General features: G+C 58.2%; 16 protein-coding genes and 2 tRNA genes. 6 read left to right on the top strand and 12 right to left on the bottom strand.

Annotation, left to right across the window (positions count from 1 at the left end; translation table 11 throughout):
* The first annotated feature begins 22 nt into the window (after positions 1-22).
* Entirely contained in the window at positions 23-484 is a 462-nt protein-coding gene (locus tag GTU79_RS05030) for a glycoside hydrolase family 3 protein (RefSeq protein WP_214513734.1), read from the top strand.
* 135 nt (positions 485-619) lie between these two features.
* Here GTU79_RS05030 and rlmM read toward each other — a convergent pair whose 3' ends face one another.
* The 4 genes from rlmM to GTU79_RS05010 form a co-directional block, all read right to left on the bottom strand.
* Positions 620-1720 (bottom strand): 23S rRNA (cytidine(2498)-2'-O)-methyltransferase RlmM, encoded by a 1101-nt coding sequence (gene rlmM / locus GTU79_RS05025; RefSeq protein WP_203522677.1) that lies wholly within the window; start codon positions 1718-1720, stop codon positions 620-622.
* On the bottom strand, positions 1713-2108 hold the full coding sequence (locus GTU79_RS05020; RefSeq protein WP_203522678.1) for a DUF423 domain-containing protein: 396 nt from the start codon (positions 2106-2108) through the stop codon (positions 1713-1715). Before GTU79_RS05020 ends, rlmM begins: the two co-directional genes overlap by 8 nt.
* A gap of 99 nt (positions 2109-2207) precedes the next feature.
* Complete coding sequence (locus GTU79_RS05015; protein ID WP_132923246.1) at positions 2208-3146, bottom strand: transcriptional regulator GcvA; 939 nt, start codon at positions 3144-3146, stop codon at positions 2208-2210.
* 360 nt (positions 3147-3506) lie between these two features.
* Complete coding sequence (locus GTU79_RS05010) at positions 3507-3728, bottom strand: YgdI/YgdR family lipoprotein (RefSeq protein WP_132927868.1); 222 nt, start codon at positions 3726-3728, stop codon at positions 3507-3509.
* A gap of 193 nt (positions 3729-3921) precedes the next feature.
* On the opposite strand from GTU79_RS05010, the gene csdA reads away from it, so the two are divergent.
* Entirely contained in the window at positions 3922-5130 is a 1209-nt protein-coding gene (csdA, locus tag GTU79_RS05005) for a cysteine desulfurase CsdA (RefSeq protein WP_203522679.1), read from the top strand.
* A gap of 35 nt (positions 5131-5165) precedes the next feature.
* Entirely contained in the window at positions 5166-5618 is a 453-nt protein-coding gene (csdE, locus tag GTU79_RS05000; protein WP_203522680.1) for a cysteine desulfurase sulfur acceptor subunit CsdE, read from the top strand.
* Positions 5619-5715: 97 nt separating this feature from the next.
* On the opposite strand, the gene tcdA is transcribed toward csdE, so the two are convergent.
* Together tcdA and mltA are read right to left on the bottom strand one after the other, a co-directional pair.
* A complete protein-coding gene (gene tcdA / locus GTU79_RS04995) occupies positions 5716-6588 on the bottom strand; it encodes a tRNA cyclic N6-threonylcarbamoyladenosine(37) synthase TcdA (protein ID WP_203522681.1) in 873 nt (290 codons plus the stop codon).
* 22 nt (positions 6589-6610) lie between these two features.
* On the bottom strand, positions 6611-7777 hold the full coding sequence (mltA, locus tag GTU79_RS04990) for a murein transglycosylase A (protein WP_132923252.1): 1167 nt from the start codon (positions 7775-7777) through the stop codon (positions 6611-6613).
* A gap of 214 nt (positions 7778-7991) precedes the next feature.
* Here mltA and GTU79_RS04985 point away from each other — a divergent pair.
* Together GTU79_RS04985 and GTU79_RS04980 are read left to right on the top strand one after the other, a co-directional pair.
* A tRNA-Met gene (locus tag GTU79_RS04985) sits at positions 7992-8068 on the top strand.
* Between the two features lie 62 nt (positions 8069-8130).
* Positions 8131-8207 (top strand) — tRNA-Met (locus tag GTU79_RS04980).
* A 120-nt stretch (positions 8208-8327) separates the two neighbouring features.
* Here GTU79_RS04980 and amiC read toward each other — a convergent pair.
* Positions 8328-9587, bottom strand: a complete 1260-nt coding sequence (amiC, locus tag GTU79_RS04975; protein WP_203522682.1) for an N-acetylmuramoyl-L-alanine amidase AmiC — start codon at positions 9585-9587, stop codon at positions 8328-8330.
* Positions 9588-9820: 233 nt separating this feature from the next.
* Here amiC and argA point away from each other — a divergent pair, with 233 nt between their 5' ends.
* Positions 9821-11155, top strand: coding sequence for an amino-acid N-acetyltransferase (argA, locus tag GTU79_RS04970; protein ID WP_214513733.1), 1335 nt, complete (start codon positions 9821-9823; stop codon positions 11153-11155).
* Positions 11156-11161: 6 nt separating this feature from the next.
* Here argA and recD read toward each other — a convergent pair whose 3' ends face one another.
* From recD to GTU79_RS04945, 5 genes are all read right to left on the bottom strand, one after another.
* Complete coding sequence (gene recD, locus GTU79_RS04965) at positions 11162-13021, bottom strand: exodeoxyribonuclease V subunit alpha (protein ID WP_203522683.1); 1860 nt, start codon at positions 13019-13021, stop codon at positions 11162-11164.
* Positions 13018-16572, bottom strand: a complete 3555-nt coding sequence (recB, locus tag GTU79_RS04960) for an exodeoxyribonuclease V subunit beta (protein WP_203522684.1) — start codon at positions 16570-16572, stop codon at positions 13018-13020. Before recB ends, recD begins: the two co-directional genes overlap by 4 nt.
* A 15-nt stretch (positions 16573-16587) precedes the next feature.
* The gene (ptrA, locus tag GTU79_RS04955) at positions 16588-19473 is read right to left on the bottom strand and encodes a pitrilysin (protein WP_214513732.1); all 2886 of its coding nucleotides are present in this window, start codon (positions 19471-19473) and stop codon (positions 16588-16590) included.
* Positions 19474-19492: 19 nt separating this feature from the next.
* Positions 19493-22903, bottom strand: coding sequence for an exodeoxyribonuclease V subunit gamma (gene recC, locus GTU79_RS04950; RefSeq protein ID WP_203522686.1), 3411 nt, complete (start codon positions 22901-22903; stop codon positions 19493-19495).
* Positions 22904-22997: 94 nt separating this feature from the next.
* On the bottom strand, positions 22998-23354 hold the full coding sequence (locus GTU79_RS04945) for a prepilin-type N-terminal cleavage/methylation domain-containing protein (protein WP_203522687.1): 357 nt from the start codon (positions 23352-23354) through the stop codon (positions 22998-23000).
* Positions 23355-23426 lie beyond the last annotated feature (72 nt).

The raw sequence follows: 23426 nt of genomic DNA, 5'->3' as shown, positions 1-23426 counted from the left end.
TCTGTGGGAAAATGGTTACCATATGGTTAAGAGCGGCGATCTGATTGAAGCAGATTGGCTCCGTAATGTCAGCATCAATCAATGCGATATCTTAATTATCGGCAACATGTTGGATCGGGCCAAAGGATTAGCGGACGCCCCGGGTTTATCCCGGCAAACCACGCCGGTCCTTTCTCGTAAGAACAGCGTTCAAGAAGCGATGGCCTTTGCCAAACGGAGGCAAAAGAAGGTGATATATCTCTCCTTAAAAACGCCCTATGACGTCGTTGGTTATGGCGATATGGCGGATGCGGTATTGGCGACCTACTCCTTTTATGGTGCCAAAAAGGGCAGTTCACTGGCCACGTCTCTTAATGCAGTCGCCGAGATAATCATCGGCAAACTGCCGCCGCGGGGCAAGCTGCCGGTTAATATCTATAATGTCAATAGCCGCGGGCGTGTCAAGGAGCTGAAATACCCCCGCGGTTTCGGACTGACAAACTAGGCGCCGCAAGCAGCCATAGCGGGCATCATGACGCGGTCAATATCATTCGCGTCGGTGGCCGCGGCGGTGTCTGTAAGCGGCAGGATGCCTGCGAGCGCAAGCCTTTGCGGACCATTGAGCCGCCGGGTTCGTGACTTATCGCTCGTCCCGGCGTCCGGGCACTGCGCTCCAGAAACGGCGGATATGCACCGTTACCTCTTCCCGATCGTGATAGAGCTGTTTGGCATGGATCTCTCCGTAAACGCTGTTTTCCTTCAGGCTGTTGCGCAGCAGGTCCAGGTTTTGGCAGACTTCCTCATAACGCTTTTTCATCGGCAGTTTGAGATTGATGATAGCCTCGCGACACCAGCCCTTAACCAGCCAGTCGGCGGCAAGCTGCGCCACACGCGCCGGTTGTTCCACCATATCGCACACCAGCCAGTAGACATTATTGCGCGGCGGCTCGAATTTAAACCCATCGGCACGATGGTGGATGACCTGGCCGGTGTCCATCAGGCTGGCGGCCATGTCGCCGTTATCCACCGCATGCACCATCATGCTGCGTTTCACCAGTTGATAGGTCCAGCCGCCGGGGCTGGCGCCCAAATCCACCGCGTACATGCCGCTGCCCAGCCGCTCATCCCATTCATCGCTGGGGATAAAGACATGAAACGCCTCTTCCAGCTTCAGCGTGGACCGGCTGGGAGCCTCGGTGGGAAATTTGAGGCGGGGGATGCCCATATAAAAAGGCGAGTTGTTATTGCTGTAGGAATACCCCACATAACAACAGCCCGGCGCGATAAAAAATACATGGATAACCGGACGATTGGCTTTTTCCTGCGGGGTCAGCAGCTTCTGGGCCCGCAGCGCCCCGCGCAGGGGCACCGTAAATTTACGGCAGAACTTCATCAGCTCTTTGCTTTCATTGGTATCGGGCACTTCCACCCGCACGTCCCCCGCGCCGTTAACGGCGCCGGTCAGCATGCCGATGATGGGGGTTATGCGATCCTCCGGCGGTAAATCACGCAACAGCTCGCCGGTCAGCAGCATTTGCCTGGCGAATATCAGGTCGGCGAAGGGGATTTCCCGCAGCAAACGATCGGCTTCATCATGCTGATAACATTCGAATATGATATAACCGCTGTGCTCCTTCACCCGGACAAAGCCAAAAATCTCCAGTCCGGCGGCCTTGTCGGTTATTTCCGCCGCACACTCTTTTTCAAACCCGGGGCGGCAATATAAAATCACTTTATTCACGGCGTTCGGCCTTCTTTTTAAGACGCAACGCGCCTGACAACATTAAAATCCACCCGGCCAAAAAGCAGACCCCGCCCACCGGCGTGATATACACCCACATGCGCAGGTGCGACAAAGCCAGGCAATAAAGGCTGCCGCTAAACAGCACGATTCCGATAGCCAACATGACGCCGCTCCAATAAAACCACAGGCTGGCGTGGCGCTGCGTGGCGACGCTAAGCGCCATAATGGCCAGCGTATGGAACGCCTGGTATTGCAGGCCGGTTTTCAGCCAGGACATCTCCATTTCACCCAGCGTCTGGCTCAACACATGGGCGCCGAAAGCGCCGAGCACGACATAGACCAGGCCGCTGACGGCGGCAAAAACCAACATGGCGCGACTTCGCATCTTACAATCCTAATGATTACGCTGTTATACCCTTCACCTTTCAAGCCGCAGGCGTTTTGGCTGCCCCCAGCTTGGAATCTATTGGGTATATTATCAGTGTTATTGTGGTTCGACTGTCTGGCCGTTATTGTAACGGACCCGGAATTTTTCCTGCTCGCTGGCGGCACGCCCGACTATCCACTGACGAAAGGCGGCTATTTTACCTACTTCAGCCTGGCTGTCATGACAAACCAGATAAAAAGCGTTTTTACTTACCAGCACTTCGTTGAAGGGGCAGATAAGCCTGCCTGCTTCTATCTCGGTCTGCGCCATGACGTTATTTGCCAAGGCAACGCCCTGACCGTGGATCGCCGCCTGCAAGACCATGGCGCTGTGGCTGAAAATCGGCCCCTGCTGAACGTTGATGTGCGTCAGCCCCAACTGGCGGGTATAAGCCTGCCAGTCCCGGCGCGAAGCATCGTGCAAGAGGGTGTGATGAATCAAATCCGCCGGGGAGGCCAGCGGATGCAGGCCGCTGAGCAGTGACGGCGAGCACACCGGTAAAAGATACTCGGCATAGAGTTTCTCCACCTTGAGCCCCGGCCAGTTGCCGCGCCCGTAAAATATCGCCACATCCACGTCGTCCGCCAGCTTGTCTTCCTCGCGATCCACCGCCTGGATCAGCACGTCGATGCCCGGCCAGGCGGCATTAAAACTGGACAGCCGCGGCACCAGCCACTGAATAGCGAAGCTGGGTAATAGACTGACGGTGAGCGCGCCTTTCGCGCTGCGAGACTGCAGTTTACGGGTAGCGTCAGCCAGATCAGAAAAAATCTCTTTTATATCAAGGTAATAACTCTGACCCTCTTCCGTCAGCAGCAGCGAACGGTTGCGCCGGCGAAACAGCTTAAGCCCAAGGAAATCCTCCAGCGATTTGATTTGATGGCTGACCGCCGCCTGGGTTACGAACAGTTCTTCCGCCGCTTTGGTAAAGCTCAAATGGCGCGCTGCCGCATCGAAAGCCCGCAAGGCGTTGAGCGGCGGTAAGCGTTTAGACATGTTGGGACACTTTATCAGCGCTGGTGGATTGCAAATTAGACACAGATACCTGACCTATTAGTTTTTTTTATCCGAGGCATTATAAATTGTCCGTTGTGGATGCACCAGCAAATACCTATAGTTCCGCCACCGGTGAGCCGGAACGAAAAGGTATGCGGGTTCTTGAATGTTGGGGAGTCCGGATGGCTTTTGGCTTGCCGAGTGATGTTGTGTTTGCGGATTTGGCCTGGATTCAGGCCGCTTTAATTACTCCTTGGCATTTCTGTACATTTCTCTGTCTGTCCCTAGTGAATATGTAGCACCGCGGAAGCGGTGCTTTTTTATGCTGCCAAAATAAGGAGGCGGTATAAAAAGTCTATATTATTTCGCTTCCATCATTTCTTTCACATCGGCACGGTTGATCTGCTGCTGTGTACCGTTGGCGTCCTTGTAGCTTATCATGCCGGTTTCATCATCGACTTTGGGTTTACCGTCAGAGACAATGGTGCGACCATCGTTGGTATGCATGACATAATTGCTCGAACAGGCACTCAGGGTTAACCCAAGCAGAAAAACAGAGATAACTGCGGCTGTTTTCTTCATCATTAACTCCTCGCAGATTAAAAAAACTTAACTGGAACATTTAGGCAAGCAGGTCATTTTTCTTACCTTATGATAATTAACAAAAAAAGCAGGGGGCTTTTTCCCAAAAAAGGGAATAAAATCCTGCCGCTTCCCCGCCACAGACGGCGATAATAGGACAAGTCTGTAATTTTATGACAGTGAGAACGTGGTGATGAGTGAATTTGATTTCATGGCCTATGGCCGGCAATTCCCGGCGCTGAACGATGAGGTGGCGTATTTGGACAGTGCCGCCACCGCGTTGAAACCGGAGGTGGTGATTGCCGCCACCGAGGCGTTTTATCGCCATGATAGCGGCAACGTACATCGCAGCCAGTATGCAGCGGCCATGGCCCTCACGGTTCGCTACGAACAGGCCCGGCGGCAGGTGGCGGACTGGCTGAATGCGCCGGGGCCTGACAGCATAGTCTGGACTCGCGGCACCACCGAATCCCTCAACCTCGTGGCGCAAAGCTATGCGCGACCTCGCCTGCGGCCGGGGGATGAGATTATTGTCAGTGAAGCCGAGCATCACGCCAATTTGGTGCCCTGGCTGATGGTGGCGCAACAAACCGGCGCCAAGGTCGTCAAATGGCCGCTGGCTGCGGATTTATTGCCCTCGCCGGCCGGTCTGGCGCGATTATTGAACGATCGGACCCGCCTGGTGGCCGTCTCGCAAATGTCAAACGTAACCGGAGGCTGCCCGGACCTGGCAGCGATAATCGCGCTCGTCCGCCGTTTTCCCCAGGCGGTCATCGTACTGGACGGAGCCCAGGGAGCAGTACACCGGCCGCCGGACCTGATAAATGCAGATATTGATTTTTATGCCTTTTCCGGCCATAAGCTGTACGGTCCCACCGGGATTGGCGTGCTCTACGGCAAACCGCAACTTTTGGCGCAAATGCCGCCCTGGCAAGGCGGCGGCAAAATGCTGAGCGCGGCCGCTTTCGAGGGATTCACTCCCATGGCTCCGCCGCAGCGCTTTGAGGCAGGCACGCCGAATATCGCCGGCGTGATAGGGCTTGGCGCCGCCCTGGACTGGCTTTCATGGCAAGACCGGGATGGGGCGGAGCGCTACAGCGTCTCCCTGGCGGACCTGGCGCAAGAACTCCTGTCGGCGCTGCCGGGCTTTCGCGCCTTTCGTTGTCCCGGTTCGAGCCTGCTTTCGTTCGACTTTGCCGGTATTCATCACCAGGATATCGCCATGATACTGGCACAGGAAGGCATTGCCCTGCGCGCCGGGCAGCACTGCGCCCAGCCGCTGATGGCGGCGTTGGGGGTTACCGGCACGCTGCGCGCCTCGTTCGCCCCCTATAACACCCGCCGGGACGTTCACCGTCTGGCGGCGGCGGTGGAAAAAGCGCTGACGCTGCTGCGGGATTGATAGTCCACGATAAAACCGACGGAAACATTGACGCCATGAACGAACCGATAACGGACCGACACCCCTTCGGCCACGCTATTTCCAGCGAGGAAATCAGGGCGCGTTTTGCCGGCTGCCGGCAATGGGAAGAGCGCCTGCGACAGATTATTCTGCTGGCCAAGGCCCTGCCGGAATTACCGGAAGCATTGAAGACGCCTGAAACCGCCCTGTCTGGGTGTGAAAACCGCGTCTGGCTTGGCCACGTGCGGCAAGAGGACGGCAGCCTGCATTTTTATGCCGCCAGCGACGGCCGTATCGTTAAAGGCCTGCTGGCCATCGTATTGGCGGCGGTGGAAGGTAAAACGCCGGCACAGCTGGCAGGGCAGGATCCCCTCGCGCCGTTCGTTGACCTGGGCCTGCGGGCTGAACTCAGCGTCAGCCGGGCCGGCGGACTCGCCGCCATTGCCGGCCGCATCAACGCCATTGTCGACAGCTATATCGCCAATTGAGGGTGGGGAGGTGATGGAACCATGGCCGAAAAAGGCATAGCGGGAAGGTGATGTGGCCGCCGGCACGGCGGTTGACTCCGGCGCTAAGGCGGCGGGATTATTGTCCGCCGCCGGCCGCGCACTGTACCTCAGGCTCGGGCCGAGATTCAGGCGACGTGGCGGCTTCAGCCAGCCTCGCCTGCCGGGCAAGCATCTTCTTCAGCGCATGGGAAACCGCGATAAAACCAAAGCTGGCGGTAACCATAGCGGCCGCGCCGAAACCGGAGGCGCAATCCATACGCTTGGGCCCCTCGGCGGTGGAAGGCGACGCGCACACCGTACCGTCCGCCTGCGGATAAACCAGCTGCTCAGTGGAAAACACACAGTCGATGCCGAGCTTTCCCTTGCTGCTTTTCACCACGTTGAAATCATGCTTAAGCCGTTCACGCAGCTTTGCCGCCAGCGGATCCTGGATGGTTTTCGCCAAATCGGCGACGCGGATTTGCGTCGGGTCGATTTGTCCGCCGGCGCCGCCGATGGTCACCACCGGAATTTTATTGCGCCGGCAATAGGCCAGCAGGGCCGCTTTCGGCCGCACGCTGTCAATCGCATCGATAACATAATCAAAACCGCGATCCAGTAAAGCGGCGACATTATCCACGGTAATGAAATCATCCACGCTGGTCACGACGCATTCCGGATTAATGGAGGCGATGCGCGCCGCCATAACCTCGGTCTTAGGCCGCCCCACCTGTTCCTTCAGCGCATGGATCTGCCGGTTGGTATTGGTGACGCAGACATCGTCCATATCGATTAAGGTCAACGCGCCGATCCCGGTACGCGCCAGCGCTTCCGCCGCCCAGGACCCCACGCCGCCGATACCTATCACGCAAACATGGGCGCGATGAAACACCGCCAGCGCCTGTTGACCGTATAACCGGGCGGTGCCGCCAAAACGTTGTAAATAGGCGTCTGTATATTGACCGCTCATGGCTGAAACCTCGGTTGGCCGTTCAGTTATCGTAACTGACCTGCACGGTATTGGCCGCAGCGGCGGGCGCGCCGCTATTGCCGATCATTAACGGTACCGCGTTCAGCGACCCCGTCCCCTTGAGCACCCAGACCCGGCCATAATGATTGTAATAGCCGGCGGCCTGGCCCGCCTGCGGACCGATTCCCTGGTAAATATCAAAATGCTGGCCTTTGATGGCGCCGCCCACATCCAGGGCTATCATCAACCGCATTTCATATTTGCCGGTAAATTTACCGTTATCATCCAATAACGGTACTTCCGCCAGCAAAGTGGTTCCCGCCGGAACCAGCGAACGGTCAGACGCCACCGATGCTTTGGCTACCAGAGGTACGGCGCTGGCGCCTTTCACCGGCGCAAAGGGAATCGGTTTGAAGAACACATAGGACGGATTCTGTTCCAGCAGTTCCTGCACTTCAGACGGGCTGTGGCGGGCGGCCCATTGCCGTATCGCCTGCATCGACATATTTTCCCGCGCCACTTCCCCGCGGTCGATAAGTACTTTGCCGATGCTGCGATAAGGATGGCCATTATTGCCGCCATAACCGAAAAACATCAGCGGCCGCCCGTCATCGTAATCCACATAACCGCTGCCCTGAACTTCCATCAGGAAATTATCCAGCATGGAATTACTATAGGCGATAGCCTGTCCCCGGCCCTCAAGGGCGCCGGCATAGATGGCCGCGCGATCGGGCAACCGTCGCTTGGCCCCTCGCGGCGGCATACGGTATAGGGGATATTGGAACTCCCCCTGCGGCGTATAGCGGGCATGGATCACCGGAGTATAATAACCGGTGAACTGAACATTACCGTAATTATCCACACCTTCCATCTGATAGGCTTTAATACCGAACTGGCTCAGTTGCCGGGTATCGGCTCCCGCCATCGCCCAGCGCTTGACCGCATCATAATCGGCGTAATTGCGGTTATAAAGCCCGGTGGCGGCAAACTGGGTTTGCGTCACCTGATCGGCAAAATCCTTGGCATTCACTGGTCGGCCTTTGGCGTTAGGCTCGTTAACCAGCCCAAAGGGCTCCGTAAGATGACCATCTTTATATTGCTGCCCGCGATCGGTGGGCCGGGACGAACATCCGGCCAGGATGGCGATAGCCAGACCAATGGAAAGATAGCGAAGCCAGTGCTTGTTCATATTGCTCTCATGTGAAAACCATGCTCTTGCATTTACGCCGAAAGATAGCAAACGTTAATCAATAGATAAATGTATTAATTCAAAAAGAACATGAGGATATGTCTATAAAACCAGCAAAAATGCCTCTGTATAAACAAAAATCATTATTCTACGCGATTAATCGCAAAAAGGGGTTGCATCAGTTACTGTCCGGAGTATAGTGCGCATCCACGGACGCGGGGTGGAGCAGCCTGGTAGCTCGTCGGGCTCATAACCCGAAGGTCGTCGGTTCAAATCCGGCCCCCGCAACCAATCAACAAAACGTCATACCGTACGAAGTCAACATCTGACTGCTCACAGATGTCATTATCGGACGCGGGGTGGAGCAGCCTGGTAGCTCGTCGGGCTCATAACCCGAAGGTCGTCGGTTCAAATCCGGCCCCCGCAACCAACTTCAAGCAAGCCTGTCGTAAAACATTCAGTCGTATTTCTCCCCTCCTTTTCAGGCGGGTTTTTGTGTTATTTCCTTCGCCACGGCGTTTCCCGCGGCAAAACAGCCCTTAGTCCCCTTTCAACGATGCGCCAATACCCCGCCCGCGGCAAAGTATCCCTTGATGCCGGCCAAAATTGATTCCGCCAGTTGCCGTTGATACCTGGAGGTGGCCAACCGCCGCTCTTCGTCGATGTTGCTTATAAACCCGGTCTCTACCAGGATTGAAGGGATATCCGGCGCTTTAAGCACCGCAAAACCGGCCTGATCAACGGTGTTTTTATGCAAATGCGCGATTTTACCCAGTCGGGACAATACCTGCCGGCCGAATTTCAGGCTGTCGGTGATGGTGGCGGTTTGCATCAAATCAAACAGGGTATGATCGAGGTACCTATCGCCGCTCTTGCCCACGCCGCCTATTTCATCGGCGGCATTTTGCGTCTGCGCCAGAAAACGCGCGGCGGCGCTGGTGGCGCCTTTGGTGGACAGGGCAAATACCGAGGCGCCGCGGGCAGAACGGTCGGTAAAGGCATCAGCATGTATGGAAACAAACAGATCCGCCCGGAGTTTGCGCGCTTTCGCCACCCGAACCTGCAGTGGAATAAAGACGTCTTCATTGCGGGTCATATACACTTTCATATGGGCTTCGCGTTCAATTAACGTCCGCAGATGCCGCGCGATTTTTAATACAATATCCTTTTCACGGGTGCGCCGCTTGCCGATGGCTCCCGGATCCTCGCCGCCATGGCCGGGATCCAGCATAATCACGATGGGACGATCGCGCCCGGCCTTTCCTGCCCGCGGTCCCTGAGACTCCGGCGGCAGATTTCGCGCCAGATCGCCCTGATTGTAATCCTCCAGCAGCGCCAGCAGCGGATCGTCCTGCACGGCGCCCCGGCTGCCGGCTTTGGGGTAAAGATCCATCACCAGCCGGTGTTTGAAACCGGCCACCGGCGGCAGGGTCAAAAACCGCGGCTCCACCGGTTGTTTGAGTTCCACCACCAGCCGGGCGGTATGGCCGTCGAACTGCCCCGCCCTCACCCCCCTGATATAGGGATCCTGCTCTTTCACCAGTGCGCCCACGCCTCGCATGATTGCATTCAAATGCATCCCCTGGATATCCACCACCAGACGAAGGGGATCGCGGAGCATGAAATGACGGTACTGCAACACTGACTGGGATTCCAATGTCATGCGGGTATAACTCGTGGCCGGCCAGATACGCACCGCAACCAGCGCCACCGGCGCGGCCGCGCCCGCCCGGCTGAGACTCAGCAGCCAGGTGGCCGCCGCCCCCTTTAGCAGGCGGCGGCGAGACGGTAAAAAATCATGATCCGGCATGAACCCCCTTTACTTGAAGTTATTCTAATGATAAATCAGGCTTTTTTTTACTACGCCAAAAACTTTACCCAATCTGCGGGTTTATGTCACCTCCAAAAGACTCTATGCTTATCTGCCAAGGGGTTATTTTCCTTTCTTTACAATGAAAATTGGCGATAAATGCTGCTTGCCAACCTGGCGTTAATAGCATAAAAATACACGAAATCCGAATAACCATTCACAGAGGGTTTGCCGTGAAGGAACGTAGTACTGAACTGGTCCAGGGCTTTCGCCACTCAGTTCCCTATATCAATGCTCATCGTGGCAAGACGTTTGTCGTCATGCTGGGCGGTGAAGCCATAGAACATGAAAACTTCGCCAATATCGTTAACGATATCGGTCTCCTTCATAGCCTGGGCATTCGTCTGGTGCTGGTATACGGCGCCCGGCCGCAGATTGACGCCAATCTGGCGGTGCATCATCTGGAGCCCATTTACCACAAGCATACCAGGGTCACGGATGCCCAAACCCTCGAGCTGGTGAAGCAGGCGGCGGGGTTGCTGCAGCTGGATATCACCGCCCGTTTATCCATGAGCCTGAACAATACGCCGCTACAGGGGGCGCACATCAACGTGGTGAGCGGTAATTTCATCATCGCGCAACCCCTGGGCGTCGACGACGGGGTGGATTATTGCCATAGCGGGCGCATACGGCGCATCGATGACGAAGCCATCCATCGCCAACTGGACAGCAACGCCATTGTGCTGCTGGGGCCGGTGGCGGTATCCGTTACCGGGGAAAGTTTTAACCTGACGGCGGAAGAAGTGGCCACCCAACTGGCGATAAAGCTTAAAGCAGAGAAAATGATCGGTTTTTGCTCTTCCCAGGGTGTTATAGATAACAAAGGGGAGATCATCTCCGAGCTGTTTCCCAACGATGCGCAGCAGCATATCGATGCGCTTGAGAAAACCGGGGATTATTACTCGGGCACGGTCCGTTTTTTACGCGGTGCGGTTAAAGCCTGCCGCAGCGGCGTGCGGCGCTGTCATTTGATAAGCTACCAGGACGACGGCGCCCTGGTGCAGGAACTGTTTTCCCGTGAAGGTATCGGCACGCAGATTGTCATGGAAAGCGCCGAACAGGTTCGCCGGGCGACCATTAACGATATCGGCGGTATTCTTGAGCTGGTCCGCCCGTTGGAACAGCAGGGGATTCTGGTGCGCCGTTCCAGGGAACAGCTGGAAATGGAAATCGATAAATTCACCATTATCGAACGGGACAATCTGACCATCGCCTGCGCCGCCTTGTATCCTTTCCCGGAGGAGCAGGTAGGTGAAATGGCGTGTGTGGCGGTGCATCCCGATTACCGCAGTTCCTCGCGCGGGGAAATGCTGTTGCAGCGCATCATGCAGCAAGCGCGCCAACTGGGACTGAAGAAGCTGTTTGTGCTCACCACCCGCAGCATTCACTGGTTTCAGGAGCGCGGCTTTACGCCGGCGGAAGTGGAAGTGCTGCCGCAGCAAAAACAGGCCCTTTATAATTACCACCGGCGTTCCAAGATTCTGGTGACGGACCTGCTTGATAGCTGAGCCGGGTTAGCCCGCCGCCCCTTTCCGTAAGCGATCGATAAGTCCGCTGCGCCGCTGGGTCGGCGTGGCGATGGCGTAGCTCAATACATCATCGTTGGCATAAAGGGACAAAGACCGGCGGGCCCGGGTGATGGCGGTATAGACCAGTTCCCGCGTCAACACCGGCAACAACTGATTGGGCAGCACCAGCGCGGTATGCAAGAATTCCGACCCCTGGGATTTGTGCACCGTCATGGCGAAAGCGGTCTCATGCTCGGGCAACCGGCTTAGGGGAACCGCCTTGGGCGTACCGTCGGGCAAGGAGAAATAGACCCGCAATTCCGACGCCTCATCGGCAAGCATAATGCCGATATCGCCATTGGAGAGCCCAAGGGAAGGAGCATTGCGCACGATCATGACCGGGCGTCCGGCATAGCCCTTGGCCAGAGAATCCGCCGGAGGATTTATCAGGCCGGCCCGGGACAGGGCCTGCTCGATGCGGCTGTTCAAGCCGGTGATGCCGAACGGCCCTTCCCGCAGGGCGCAGAGCAGCCGGAAGCGGTTGAACGCCTTGAGGATAACCGCCGGGCTTTCATTGGCCCCGACCCGCGACAGGTAGTCCCGATAGCCTGCCACAGCCCCTTCCAGCAGGCGCCGGTAGTCATCACCGTCCCGCACGGGGGCATAGCGGACATCGTCATCCCTGCCGGCGTGCAATAACGCCAGGGAACCGGCGGTATCGCCGGCATTGACGGCATTGGCCAGCCGGCCGATGCCCGAACCATCATCGAACCGGTAGCTTTTTTGCAGCAGGCACAGGCTGTCCCCAACGGCGGGTCCCGTGCCGTCGTTGCAAGGGGGCAGGGCACAGCCGGTTAACCGCGCCAGCTGTTGGTTGCGGGCCGCGCTGTAGCCCTTTTCCGCGAAATAACAAATATCCCCCAGTACCGCGCCTGCTTCCACCGAGGCCAATTGACAGCGGTCACCGAGAAAAATCACCTTGGCCTGCGCCGGCAGCGCGGCAATCAGATTGGCCATCATCGGCAGATCTACCATTGAGGCTTCATCCACCACCAATACATCAACGTGGAGCGGATTGCCCCGGTGGTACCGCAAACGCTGGCTGTTGGGCTGCGCCCCCAGCAGGCGATGCAACGTCACCGCTTCCGGCGGAAACAGCCGCTTTTGCTCTTCGTCAAGCCGCAGGGCGTCCAGGGCGTCTCCCAGGGATTCGCTCAGGCGCGCCGCGGCCTTGCCGGTAGGCGCCGCCAGCTGGATGCGCATGCGCTTGCCCTGCCCCAGCACCACCAGGGATGCCAGTATCTTAGCCACCGTCGTGGTTTTGCCGGTACCGGGTCCGCCGGAAATCAGACTCACCGGATGGCTGACCGCCACCGCGGCCGCTACCTTCTGCCAGTCCGGCGCCCCCTCGAAAGCAGGGAAAAAGCGCTGCAAAACCTGCCGGATTCCGGCTTCATCCGCCAGGTCCGCGGGCCGGACGGCGTTGAAAAATTCCGCCACCCGGCACTCGTTTTGCCACATGCGCTGCAGATATAACCGCTGGTTATCCAGTACCAGGGGCGTGGGCCTGGAACCATCGCTTACCGCCGGCGAGGCCAGCAATATCTCCCGCCAGTCCGCCAGGGACGGTTCGCCGGCAAGCCCCCAGGCCCGGCGGGCCAGTTCGGGATAACGGCCGTCAAACAATCCCTCGGGCAACAGGCGGCTCAACGGCAGGCAGACGTGTCCGTCGCCGGCGTCGGCGCTAAGGCAGGCGCAGGCCAGCATGACGGCTATTTCGTCCGGCGCCGCCAGCATGCGGGCGAACTGGATGTCCAACGGCCGCCAGAGCCTAAGCTGCTGCGCCTGTTCAATGAGTGAATTCATTTATTCGCCTCAGGTTCAGCCGATAACGGCGTTTCCCCGCCGAACAGGGCGTCCAGCGCATCCACAAATGCCGGTTCCGGGCGGCGGAACACCACGCCGTCACCGGGATTGTCCGGTGAGACCCCGCGCAAAAAGACATAAAATACTCCGCCGAAATGGCGGCGGTAATCATAATCCCGCAGGCGATGCCGCAGGTAGCGGTGCAATGCCAGGGTATAAAGCTGGTATTGCAAATCATAGCGATGCTCAGCCATGGCGCCCAGCATCGCCTCGGGCGTGTAGGCGGCATTATCCTCCCCCAGCCAGTTGGATTTATAATCCAGCAGGTAATAACGGCCGTCGTAGCGAAAAACCAGATCGATAAAGCCTTTCAGCATCCCTTTGACCTGGGGGAAGCTCAGGGGCGGACAGGCGGCGGACAGGGGGTCGTAACGTTTGCACAGCGCATCAAGCCCAGCGGCGGTGATAAGCGCGTCGATGGGAAGATAAAATTGCAGCTCGGCCTGCCGGTCCGCCGGGGCGATGCGCGACAGCTGGATACCCTCCTGGTTGAGGGGCGCGTGCAGTACATCCTCCAGCCAACGGGCGAGAGTCGGCTGCCAGCTTTCATCAATGCCGTACTGCAAGAGCTGCGCGTCCAGCCACACCGGATCCAGCGGTTGGGTAAAGTCTACCGTTTCAAACAGGCCGTGCAAAAACGTCCCCGGCGACGCGCCGCGGGGAAACGTATGGGGAGAATGCTCCCGTTCCGCGTCCCGTTGCCGTTCGCCCACCGCGTCGCCGTCCAGCCGGGGCTGCAAATCCATCAGCGATGAGCCTCCGCCATGCTGCTGCAGCCCGGAATAGCTGGTAACACGCCAGTTTTCAGCGGCGCGTGGCCGGTATTCACGGGCCGACAAACGTTGCCGGGCGCTGTCCTGCGGCCGCCAGGGCAAAGCATCGGGCTGGCCGATAACGGTGACGGCAATATCTTCCGTCGCCAGCGCCTGCAGGCGGGATAAAAGCGCGGCGGCGTCACAGGCTTCTCCTCCCTGGACCAGATAACCCAGCGCGCCCAGGTGCAAATCGGTGTTGCCGGTTTTGCTCCGCTGGCCGCGAAACAGCGGGGCGATGCCGATGCCGCAGTGGTAGATGGAACGGGTCACCGCCACGTAGAGCAGGCGAAGATCTTCCGCCAGACGCTCTTCCTCCGCCAATTGCAGACTTTCAGCAGATTCGGAAAGATCCAGCCAGGCTTGAAAATCGCGGCGATCGTGAAACAACGGGCGTTTTTGCTGGCGGAAATCGGCGATAAAGGGCAAAAACACCACGGGAAACTCCAGCCCTTTGGACTTATGCACCGTGATTATCCTCACCAGATGGCGATCGCTTTCCAACCTTAACTGCTGATTTTCAGCCTGGGTATCGGGCAATTCAATCTGCAACGCCAGCCAGCGAACCAGACCGTGCTCGTTCTCCAGCTGCGCCGAGGCTTCCTGCAACAGCTCCGCCAGGTGCATAAGGTCCGTCAAACGCCGCTCGCCATTCACCGACGCCAGCAGATTTTCCGCCATGCGGTGGCGAATCATCAGTTGGCGCAACATCGGCAATACGCCACGCTGCCGCCATACCTGGCGATACCCGGCGAATTCATCCACCAGGGCATCCCATGCCGGCCCGTTGTTATTGATATCTTCAATGGCCGGGGCATCCAGCCCCATCAGGCTGGTAGCCAGCGCGCAGCGCAGGGCGTTGTCCTGCCCCGGAATCAGTATTGCCTGCAACAGCCAGAGCAGCTCCCTCGCTTCGGGAGTTTCATACACGCTGTCGCGATTGGATAGATAGACCGCCGGAATCGACAGTGCGCTTAAGGTATCGCGGATCAGGGCCGCTTCATTGCGGTTACGCACCAGCACCGTAATATCGGACGCCTGCAGCCCCAGGCGCCCTTCAGGGCCCACCAGAACGGCCCGTCCGTCCTGGCCTGCGCTCAGCCAGTGGCGAATGGTGGCGGCGCAGTGGCGCGCCATCAGGTGTTGGTACTCACTTACACCAACCCCCGCTCCCGGCTGCAGCCACAGCTCCAGGGCCGGCTGGACCTGCTGGTTGATTTCCAGCGCCAGGCCGCGGTTATCCGCCGCAGCACGCACCGGCAAAAAGGGGATTTGTTCAAAGATAAACGGCTGCGGCAGCGACTGGAACAGCCGGTTGACTCCATTGATCATCGCCTGTGACGAACGCCAATTGGTGTCTAAAGTATAGTGGGCGCTCACCTCACTCCGGGCGCGCATATAGGTGAAAATATCCGCGCCGCGAAACGCATAAATCGCCTGTTTGGGGTCCCCTATCAGCACCAGTCCGCAGTCAGGCCGCCCCTGGTAGAGGCGACGGAAAATACGGTATTGCTGCGGGTCGGTATCCTGGAATTCATCGATCAACGCCACCGGATAGCGCGCGCGAACCGACAGCGCCAATGCCTCACCCCCTTCCCCTTGCAGCGCCTGGTCGAAACGGCTCAGCAAATCATCAAAGCCCATTTCGCCCCGCAGCCGCTTCTCCTGCGCCAGCGCCAGGCGCAGCTCATCCAGCGCCAGCACAAAAATCAATTCACGCAGGGTCAGCGTCTGCCGCAAAAATTCTTCTATATGGTCAAACACCTCATGGACCGGCGGCGTTCCTTTGAGGGTTTTAGCCGCCAACACCGATTGCCGGAAACGCTCAAGCTCCTTTGGCACATCATAATCTTCGGTGGGCGCGGCGGCCCAGAGGGAGATTTTTTCCAGCCACGCCGGCAGGTTTTTACTGCTGTAGGCGCGTTTGTCCACCCCCGATCCGCTGATGAGAGGCAACAGATTTGGGGCGGCCAGGCGCCAGCGCCGTTTGAGTTCATCGATACGGGCGACGATTCGCCCATGGCGCTCAAGGATGGTTTCGGCCTTTTCCGGCGGGTTGCGCACCACCGGCGCCTCCCCCTGCAAATAGGGAAGCAACTCCGCCAGAAGCTTTTGGGGACCATCCCAGTCTTTATTGATGACCCGTGCCACGGCCACCGGCAGCGGGTAGCAGTGGCGACGCCAAAAATCGGCGCATACCTGGCGCCGCAAATCCGATTCGTCTTCCACCAGGGTTTGTTGAAACAGCAGGCCGGATTCAACGGTACTGTGGCTAAGCATCCGCTGGCAGAAACCATGGATAGTGTAAATCGCCGCTTCATCCATTTGCCGTTCCGCCGCAAGCAGAAGACGGGCGGCATAGTCCGTATCGGGAATATGTTCCAGCAGGCTGCTGAACAAGGGATTACGGCTGACGCCGCGCACGCAGGCCAGCCGCAATCGATGGATATTATCCCGGATACGGCCCCGCAGCTCCTCGGTGGCCGCTTCGGTAAAAGTTACCACCAGGATCTCTTCCACGCTCAACGGACGGGGATAAGCCGCCTGTTGTCCCAGGCCCAGCAGCAGGCGCAGATAGAGCGCCGCCAGGGTATAGGTTTTACCGGTGCCCGCCGAAGCCTCTATCAGGCTCGTCCCACGCAGCGGCAGGGTCAGCGGATCAAGTGTCAACGGGGTCAAGGATAACCGATTCCTTTACTGGGGCCGGATGACCGGCAAGGTTTTTTGCAGCGCCGCCGCGTTCGGATACAGCGTCCAGCCTGGGGGCGCGGCAAAGGAGACCGGGTCGTGACCCTGGCCGCCGATTTGCGACAATAACGCCAGGCCCTGCGGCTCGATCACCGCCCGGTGAAAAAACTCCGCCATTTGGTCCAGGGTCAATTGCCGCAGCCCCGCCCCTCCTTTGTCACGGGTATCGAAGGCGGCATTGTCCCGGGCCATCTCATCGGTATATTGATCCACTTCCTCACCCAATGTCTGCGGCTGCTGTAGCACCTGGCTGATAACGCCCTGTTTGTACTGTTCGAAATCCGCCGGCGACATGGCGCGTAAACGCTGTTCGGTCTGGCCGAAGAACGCCTGGAATCGATCATAAAGATAAGCGGGCTGTTTCGTACTGCTCTGCAGCACAAATTCGACGCCCCCCTGATCGCCGACAAAAACCGGCGTCATAAAGATGGCATAACCCAATTGTTCCTGGGTACGGAGCTGCTGATAAAACCAGGATTCGACAATCTGCGACAGCATATAGCTATTGACCATGCCCGCAATCCGATCGTAACCGGTGGGTACGTAGGCCGCCGCCAGCGCCGAATCGGTGGTGCTGCCGGTTTTTTGGATCAGCGCCAGCTGCGGTTGCCTGATTTCCACCCTGGGAGTTCGCTGCCAGCGGATACCGGTCCAGCCGACGTGTTTTTTCAGCTGATCGGCCAGCGCCGTAGACTGCTGCGGCGTCAAATTGCCCACCACCAGCATTTCCAGCGCGGCGGGTTTGAATACTTTCTGGCGATAATCGATCAAATCCTGCAGCGTCATGCCGTCAATCAGCCCCCGCCGTTCATCCCGCTCCACGTAAGGCCATTCGGAAAGCACCCTGGCCGGAATCACGGCCTGGGAATAGGCCTTGCCTTTATCGGTGCCGTCAAGCTGCTGACGATACCAGGTCTTGGCCTGTGCCAGCTGATCTTCGGTGGGCGTGAAGGCGGCATAGCGTTCGATAAGGCTTATCACCAATTGCGGCAGCCGCTGGGTATAACCGCTGGCTTTGACGGTTAATCCATCGCTTTCAAAGGTGGAGAAATTAATGCCGCCGACATAGGACTGATTGCTCAGCTCCGCCAGATTCAGGCCGGCGATGTAATCATTCATGGCATACAGCACCTGATCCCGGGGCGTATCCATCAGATTGGGGTTGCGGAAATTCAGGGTAATATCGGCCCGCGGCTCATCGGCGAAATAGCGGCTGGGCATGTACAGCAGACGCAGTCCGGGTTTATCAACAAGGGTTTCAGGGTGCGCAGGGACCTTGCCCGCGTTGATCAGGGAGAAATCGCTGGCGATATACGGATTGAGCGTCGGCAGCGACAAATCGATGTTCTGTTCTCTTTGCCGCCAGGCCGCCATGTGTTCCGGCGTCAATGCATCCACCCGGTAGGACGCGTTCATGAAATAGGCGACCTTATCATGGGGTTCGTCGGGACTGATAAACCAGATACGGGCATTTTCCGGTTTCATGCTGTCCAGACGGGCGGCGATTGCCTTGGGATCGTAGCGATCCGCCAGATAGGGGGCGTCCAGGACGTGCTGTACCGGCACCTTGAGCATGGAATCCACCAGCCACTCGATATAATCCATATCGCGGGTAATAATGGGATAACGAAAATCCTGCTGCAGCACATGGGCGATTTCGTCGAAATATTGCCGCTGGATGCCGTGTTCGCGCAGAGTCTTGAGGTAGCTGAAAATCGCGGCGATCACCTCATCCCGCTGGGCGAAGCCTTTATCGCTCAGGGATACGGCGATGGAGAAAACGCCGCCGTTTCCATCCACCATCGGATCCGCGCCGGCGTCGATAGCATCCGCCAGGCCCTGCTTTTGCAGCCAGTCCGCCAGGGTATTGGGGCTGTGATTACCAATTAGGTAACTGATATAGGTGTCGCTTTTACTGCGGAACGCACGGCTGTTATTGGCAATGGGAAATTCTATGCGCAGCATTTTTTGCGGCTGCACCGGCTGGTAGTGAATCACGATGCCGGTTTGTTTTTTGGTCACCGCCGGTACGGTAATGGGCGGCACCACGGCGTTGTGATTGGCGACGCGTCCGTAGGTTTGTGTGGCGATCGCCGCCAGCTGCGGCAGCGGCTGGTTACCATAAATCACCGCCACCATGAGGTTGGCGGAATAATAACGATGATAGAACGCCGTTAACGTCTGGTGCAGGTTGCTGCCGGGTTTATCCCGCAGGGTTTCCAGATTGCCGCCGGAGAACCGGGCCGCCGGATGGGCCGGATTCATGGTTTCGGCCCGGATTTGCGCCATGCGCAAAGCGTCGTTGGAACGGCCCATGGTGAGCTCGGCATTCACCGCATGGCGTTCTTTGTCCGCGCTGGCAGGATCCAGCAGCGGTTCGGCAATGGCGTCCGCCAGACGATCCACCGCCGGCAGCAGGGCGCTGTTTTCCACCTCGAGATAAAAAGCGGTGCGGTGGGAGGCCGTGCTGGCATTATGGTCGCCGCCGTGCTTTTTAAGGAATTCCGACAGGTTTTCCGGCTGCGGGTATTTTTTGGAGCCCATCAGAATCATATGTTCAAGATAATGGGCCAACCCGAGCTGGCTGTCGGGACTTTGCAGCGTACCCACCGGCACCGCTATGGCGGACAGGGATTTCACCGCCTGCTTATCACTGACCAGCAGAACGGTCATGCCGTTGGCCAGTTTGACGGCCTGGTATTGCCGGGCATCCTTGCTGCTTTTTTGAATCGTCTCGTTGATGGGTTGCCAACCGGTGGCGGCCCAGCCGGTTGAAAAGCAAAAAACGCCAATTAAAATACCGCTTAATAATCCGCTAACCAGTCTTCGCATTCCACTCTCCAGCAAATCCCTACAGAGCCGCCCGGGGCCGCTTTGACTTTTCCGATGTCGCGGCCAGATTAAGGCTGAACGGCGTTAATAAATAGTTTTGCGCGGCCTGGATTATCGCCTCGACACGATCCCCGTCCAACTGGCGCATGAGGCGCTGTATATAGGGATCCTGGCTATCACCGGGCATATAATCGTCCCCCAGCCACGCGTACAAGAGTTTATCCCGTGCCTGGCGCTGGCGCTCTTCGCTCCAGTCGATGTCGCCTTTGTCACGGTCAAAACAGTAATCAAGCCATGCGCCGCCTGAACGGTGCAATAACAACAGCGGGGAATTCATCCCTTGAACATAACCTGATACCAGCGTAACTAAAAATGATTTTGCCTGTTCAGGGGATAAAGGCGCGAACCGCCACTCTCCCTTGGTGCCGAACATGCGGCTCTCACCCATGCCGCCCATGGCGCACCAGACCAGGTGCTCCAGCCATAAGGAGAGTCCGTCCTTCATGGACAAAGCGCCGGGCCGCCAGCGTAGCAAACCGTCGCTTTGCACCTGGGAAAGCCAGCCGCTTAATTCGACCTCATCCAGCATCAGGTACACTTCCTGGCTGTGCGCTTCCTCGCGGCGGTGTTCGCGCACCGTTTCAGCCAGACGGGACATTTCGTCGCACTGCCGGTTCCAGTAAAGCTCGCCGAACGCGCCGTAGGGCAGATAGCCGGCGGCCCGGACTTTACGGAATAGCTGCCCGGGGTCCTCGTCGGCAATCAGGGTATTGAGCAATTGATCATTAAGCTGATAGCGCGTCAGGCCCTCGATGACAAAGGGCTCGTCGGCGGAGAGCTCCCGCTCTTCCAGGCGGAAATAGACCCCCAGGCGCTGCTGGAAAAAAGCGCGTACCGGATGGCTGTAAAAGCGTTTGAGGGAGTCGAAGGACAACGCCGCGATAGGCCGATTCTCCAGCGGCCGGCTGAACTCGGGATGGGGCGTGCCGCCGGCGCTGGCGGCGGGCAACCATTCCGCGGCATAACTTTGCAGTTCGGTTCCGGCGATAAAGTTTTCCGCCGCGAACGGCATTCTGGGATGCCATTGGTAAAGATGTTCACGTATCCGTTCGGCGCTGGCATCCGCATCAGCGTCTTCATCCCCGGCCAAATAAAAGCTCTGGGCGATATAGTCGGTGAGCTCGCTCACCAGCACCGAAGGATAACGCAAGGTATTGTCCTGAATGGAGCGGCCGATAAAGCTGATATAAAAACGCCGCTGCGCCGAGAGCATGGCCTCCAGAAACAGGTAGCGATCGTCGTCGCGGCGGCTGCGGTCGCCGCGCCTGGGCTGTCTTGCCATGAGATCAAAACCCATCGGCGGCAGCGAGCGGGGATAGACGCCGTCATTCATGCCCAGCAGGCAGACGACTTTGAAGGGGATGGAACGCATCGGCATCAGGGTGCAAAAATTGATGGTCCCGGCCAGGAATCTCTGGCTTACCCGCTCTTGATCCAGACGCGTGGACAACTCGTCCCGCAGCAGGGTCACGGCAACAGGCTTATCGAGACCTCCCTGCAAACCAAACTGCACAATCTGCTGCCATTGGGTTTCAAGCAGCGCCAGGGCTATCTCGGCTTCGGCATCCGGCAGGAAAAAATCGGTTATCAACGCCCGGCAACAGGGCAACCAGTCCTCCAACATGCGTGGCCGGCTCAGGATGTCGCGCCAGCGCCTGAGCTGCGCCAGCAGCTCCGCCAGATGTCCCACCAGTTCGGCAATCAATCCGCTGGATTCATCATAGGGCAATATTCCGCGCCAATCGCCGCTATGGCTGTCCATGGCGTAACCAAGCAGCATGCGCGTCAGGCCGAACTGCCAGGTGTGCTGTCCGGTGGCAGGCAGCATCAGTTCGCGGATATTTTCGTCGTCCAGTCCCCAGCGAATCCCTGATTCATCCACCCACTGCCGGAGCAGTTTCCGATCCTCTTCTTTGATTGCGAAGCGGGCAGCCAGGGCCGGGACCTCCAGCAGCGCCAATACCTCTTCGGCGGCAAAGCGGCTGCGCGGCAGTTCCAGCAAGGAGAGGAACGCCGGCAGCGCCGGATGAATCTGTCGCGCCCGCCGGTCGGAAATGGCGAACGGCAGCTGGCGGCCGGTGGCGATATTACCGAATACCGCCTGAATAGCGGGGGTATAACGATCAATGTCCGCCACCATCACGATAATGTCCCGCGGCGAGAGTTCCGCATCGGCGCCCATCATGGCCAGCAGCTGGTCATGCAATACTTCCACCTCCCGTTGCGGACTGTGGCAGACATGCAGGCTCAATGTCCGATCATCCGCCGCCAACAGGCGTTTGCCCCGGCTGTTGGACAGCGTCTCGGCGCTCGTTCCCACCCAGCTATGGTCTTCAAGTTCAAGGATATCCCGCTGTAACAGGGAGAGCAGTCCTTCATCGGAAGGGTCGACAAACGCATCCACTTCCTGGGCATTGTCGAGCTGGGCCAGCAAAAAAATATTATCCCGGCCCAGTTTTCCCCATGAGGCCAGCAGCGGATTCCCTACCGCCTGCTCCCCTTCGTCGTTAAACAGGCTGCCGGCCTGCTCCGGCCGACGGAAAATACCCTTCTCCAGCCGGTCCTGGTAATGGCTGCGCGTGCGGTTCTGCAGCCTGGCAAGGAAAGTCCGATCGCGGATGTCGCCCCAGTAATAACGGCAGGGGTTGGTGAACAGCAGATGGATATCGATATGGCGGCCCAGCGCCTGCAAAGCGTGGAGATAGGTGGGCGGCAGCGCGGATATGCCGCAGATGAACACGCGCGGCGGCAATCCCGGCGGGCAGTGCTCCGCCTGCTCCAGGGCATGGATAAAGCGCTCATAAAGATTGGCCCGGTGCCAAGGAGACTGGCCCGCCCGGGCGGTATACCCAACCAATGCCAGCCAGAGCGGGGCCTGCCACTGTTGCTCTTCCCCCAATCCCGTCACCCGCTCGCCCCGTTGCCAGCTTTCCAGCCAGTCGGGGCGGAACACCAGGTACTGATCGTAAAGGTCCGCCAGTCTGGCGGCAAACTGATGGCATTTCCGCTGGTCGCCGTCGTCTTCAAGGTATCGGCAAATCACCTCAAACCCGGGCTGCTCGCAGAGCTGCGGCAGCAGGGCCATCAGTTTCCAGGTCATTGCATCCTTGGAAAAAGCGCTCTCCGCGGGAATATCAGGCAATACACGGGTAAACATCTGCCAGATAAAACTGGCCGGCAGCGGGAATTCGATATTGGCGGCAATACCGAAACGCGCCGCCAATTCCATTTGCAGCCATTGGGCCATCCCGGTGCTTTGCACCAGAATCACTTCCGGCTGGAAGGGATCCGGCAGCGGTTGCCCTTCAATCAAGGCAGCGGCCAGGGATTTAAGTAAATCCAACTGATTTGAATGATAAATTCTAAACATGCCGCCCCTCCGAGCCTGGACTTCCCTGCCGCTCCCCGCTACTCATGGGGACACTTTAACCGGATTGGCGCTGAAAACAAGCTGTCATCAGTTGCTATGGCGGAGCACCGCCGGAATCTTTTCGACAAAACCATTCGCTAAGCGCAGCGCTACCCCCCGACGGGATTCGCACTTCGACGGTAACCCGTCGGCAAGCCGGTCCGCGGGGCTGCTCTACCCTGTCTATCCGCCAGCCCTGGGGCAGATCCCATGAGAGGTCCCGTCCTCCAAGACGATGAAGCTCAAGCGCCTGGTGGGCAAAGGCCAACGCCTGCTGGCGCTGAACCAGTCCGTCCTGGGTCTGCTTAAGCGCTTGCAGGTAATTTATAAAGGCCAGGGCAATCACGGAAAACAGCAGCACCGTCACCATGGCTTCCGGCATGCCCAGTCCCCGCTCATCGCCACCATGCATAAACTGTCTCCTTCGCGTCGGGTTCCGCAGCCCCGGCTACCGGCTCTCGCTCCCGGGGCAAACTCGCCGTCA

This window comes from Sodalis ligni, assembly GCF_016865525.2.
In the GTDB taxonomy this organism is placed as follows: domain Bacteria; phylum Pseudomonadota; class Gammaproteobacteria; order Enterobacterales; family Enterobacteriaceae; genus Acerihabitans; species Acerihabitans ligni.
Note: the sequence above shows the minus strand (reverse complement) of the source record. Positions and strands in the feature narration are given on the sequence as shown.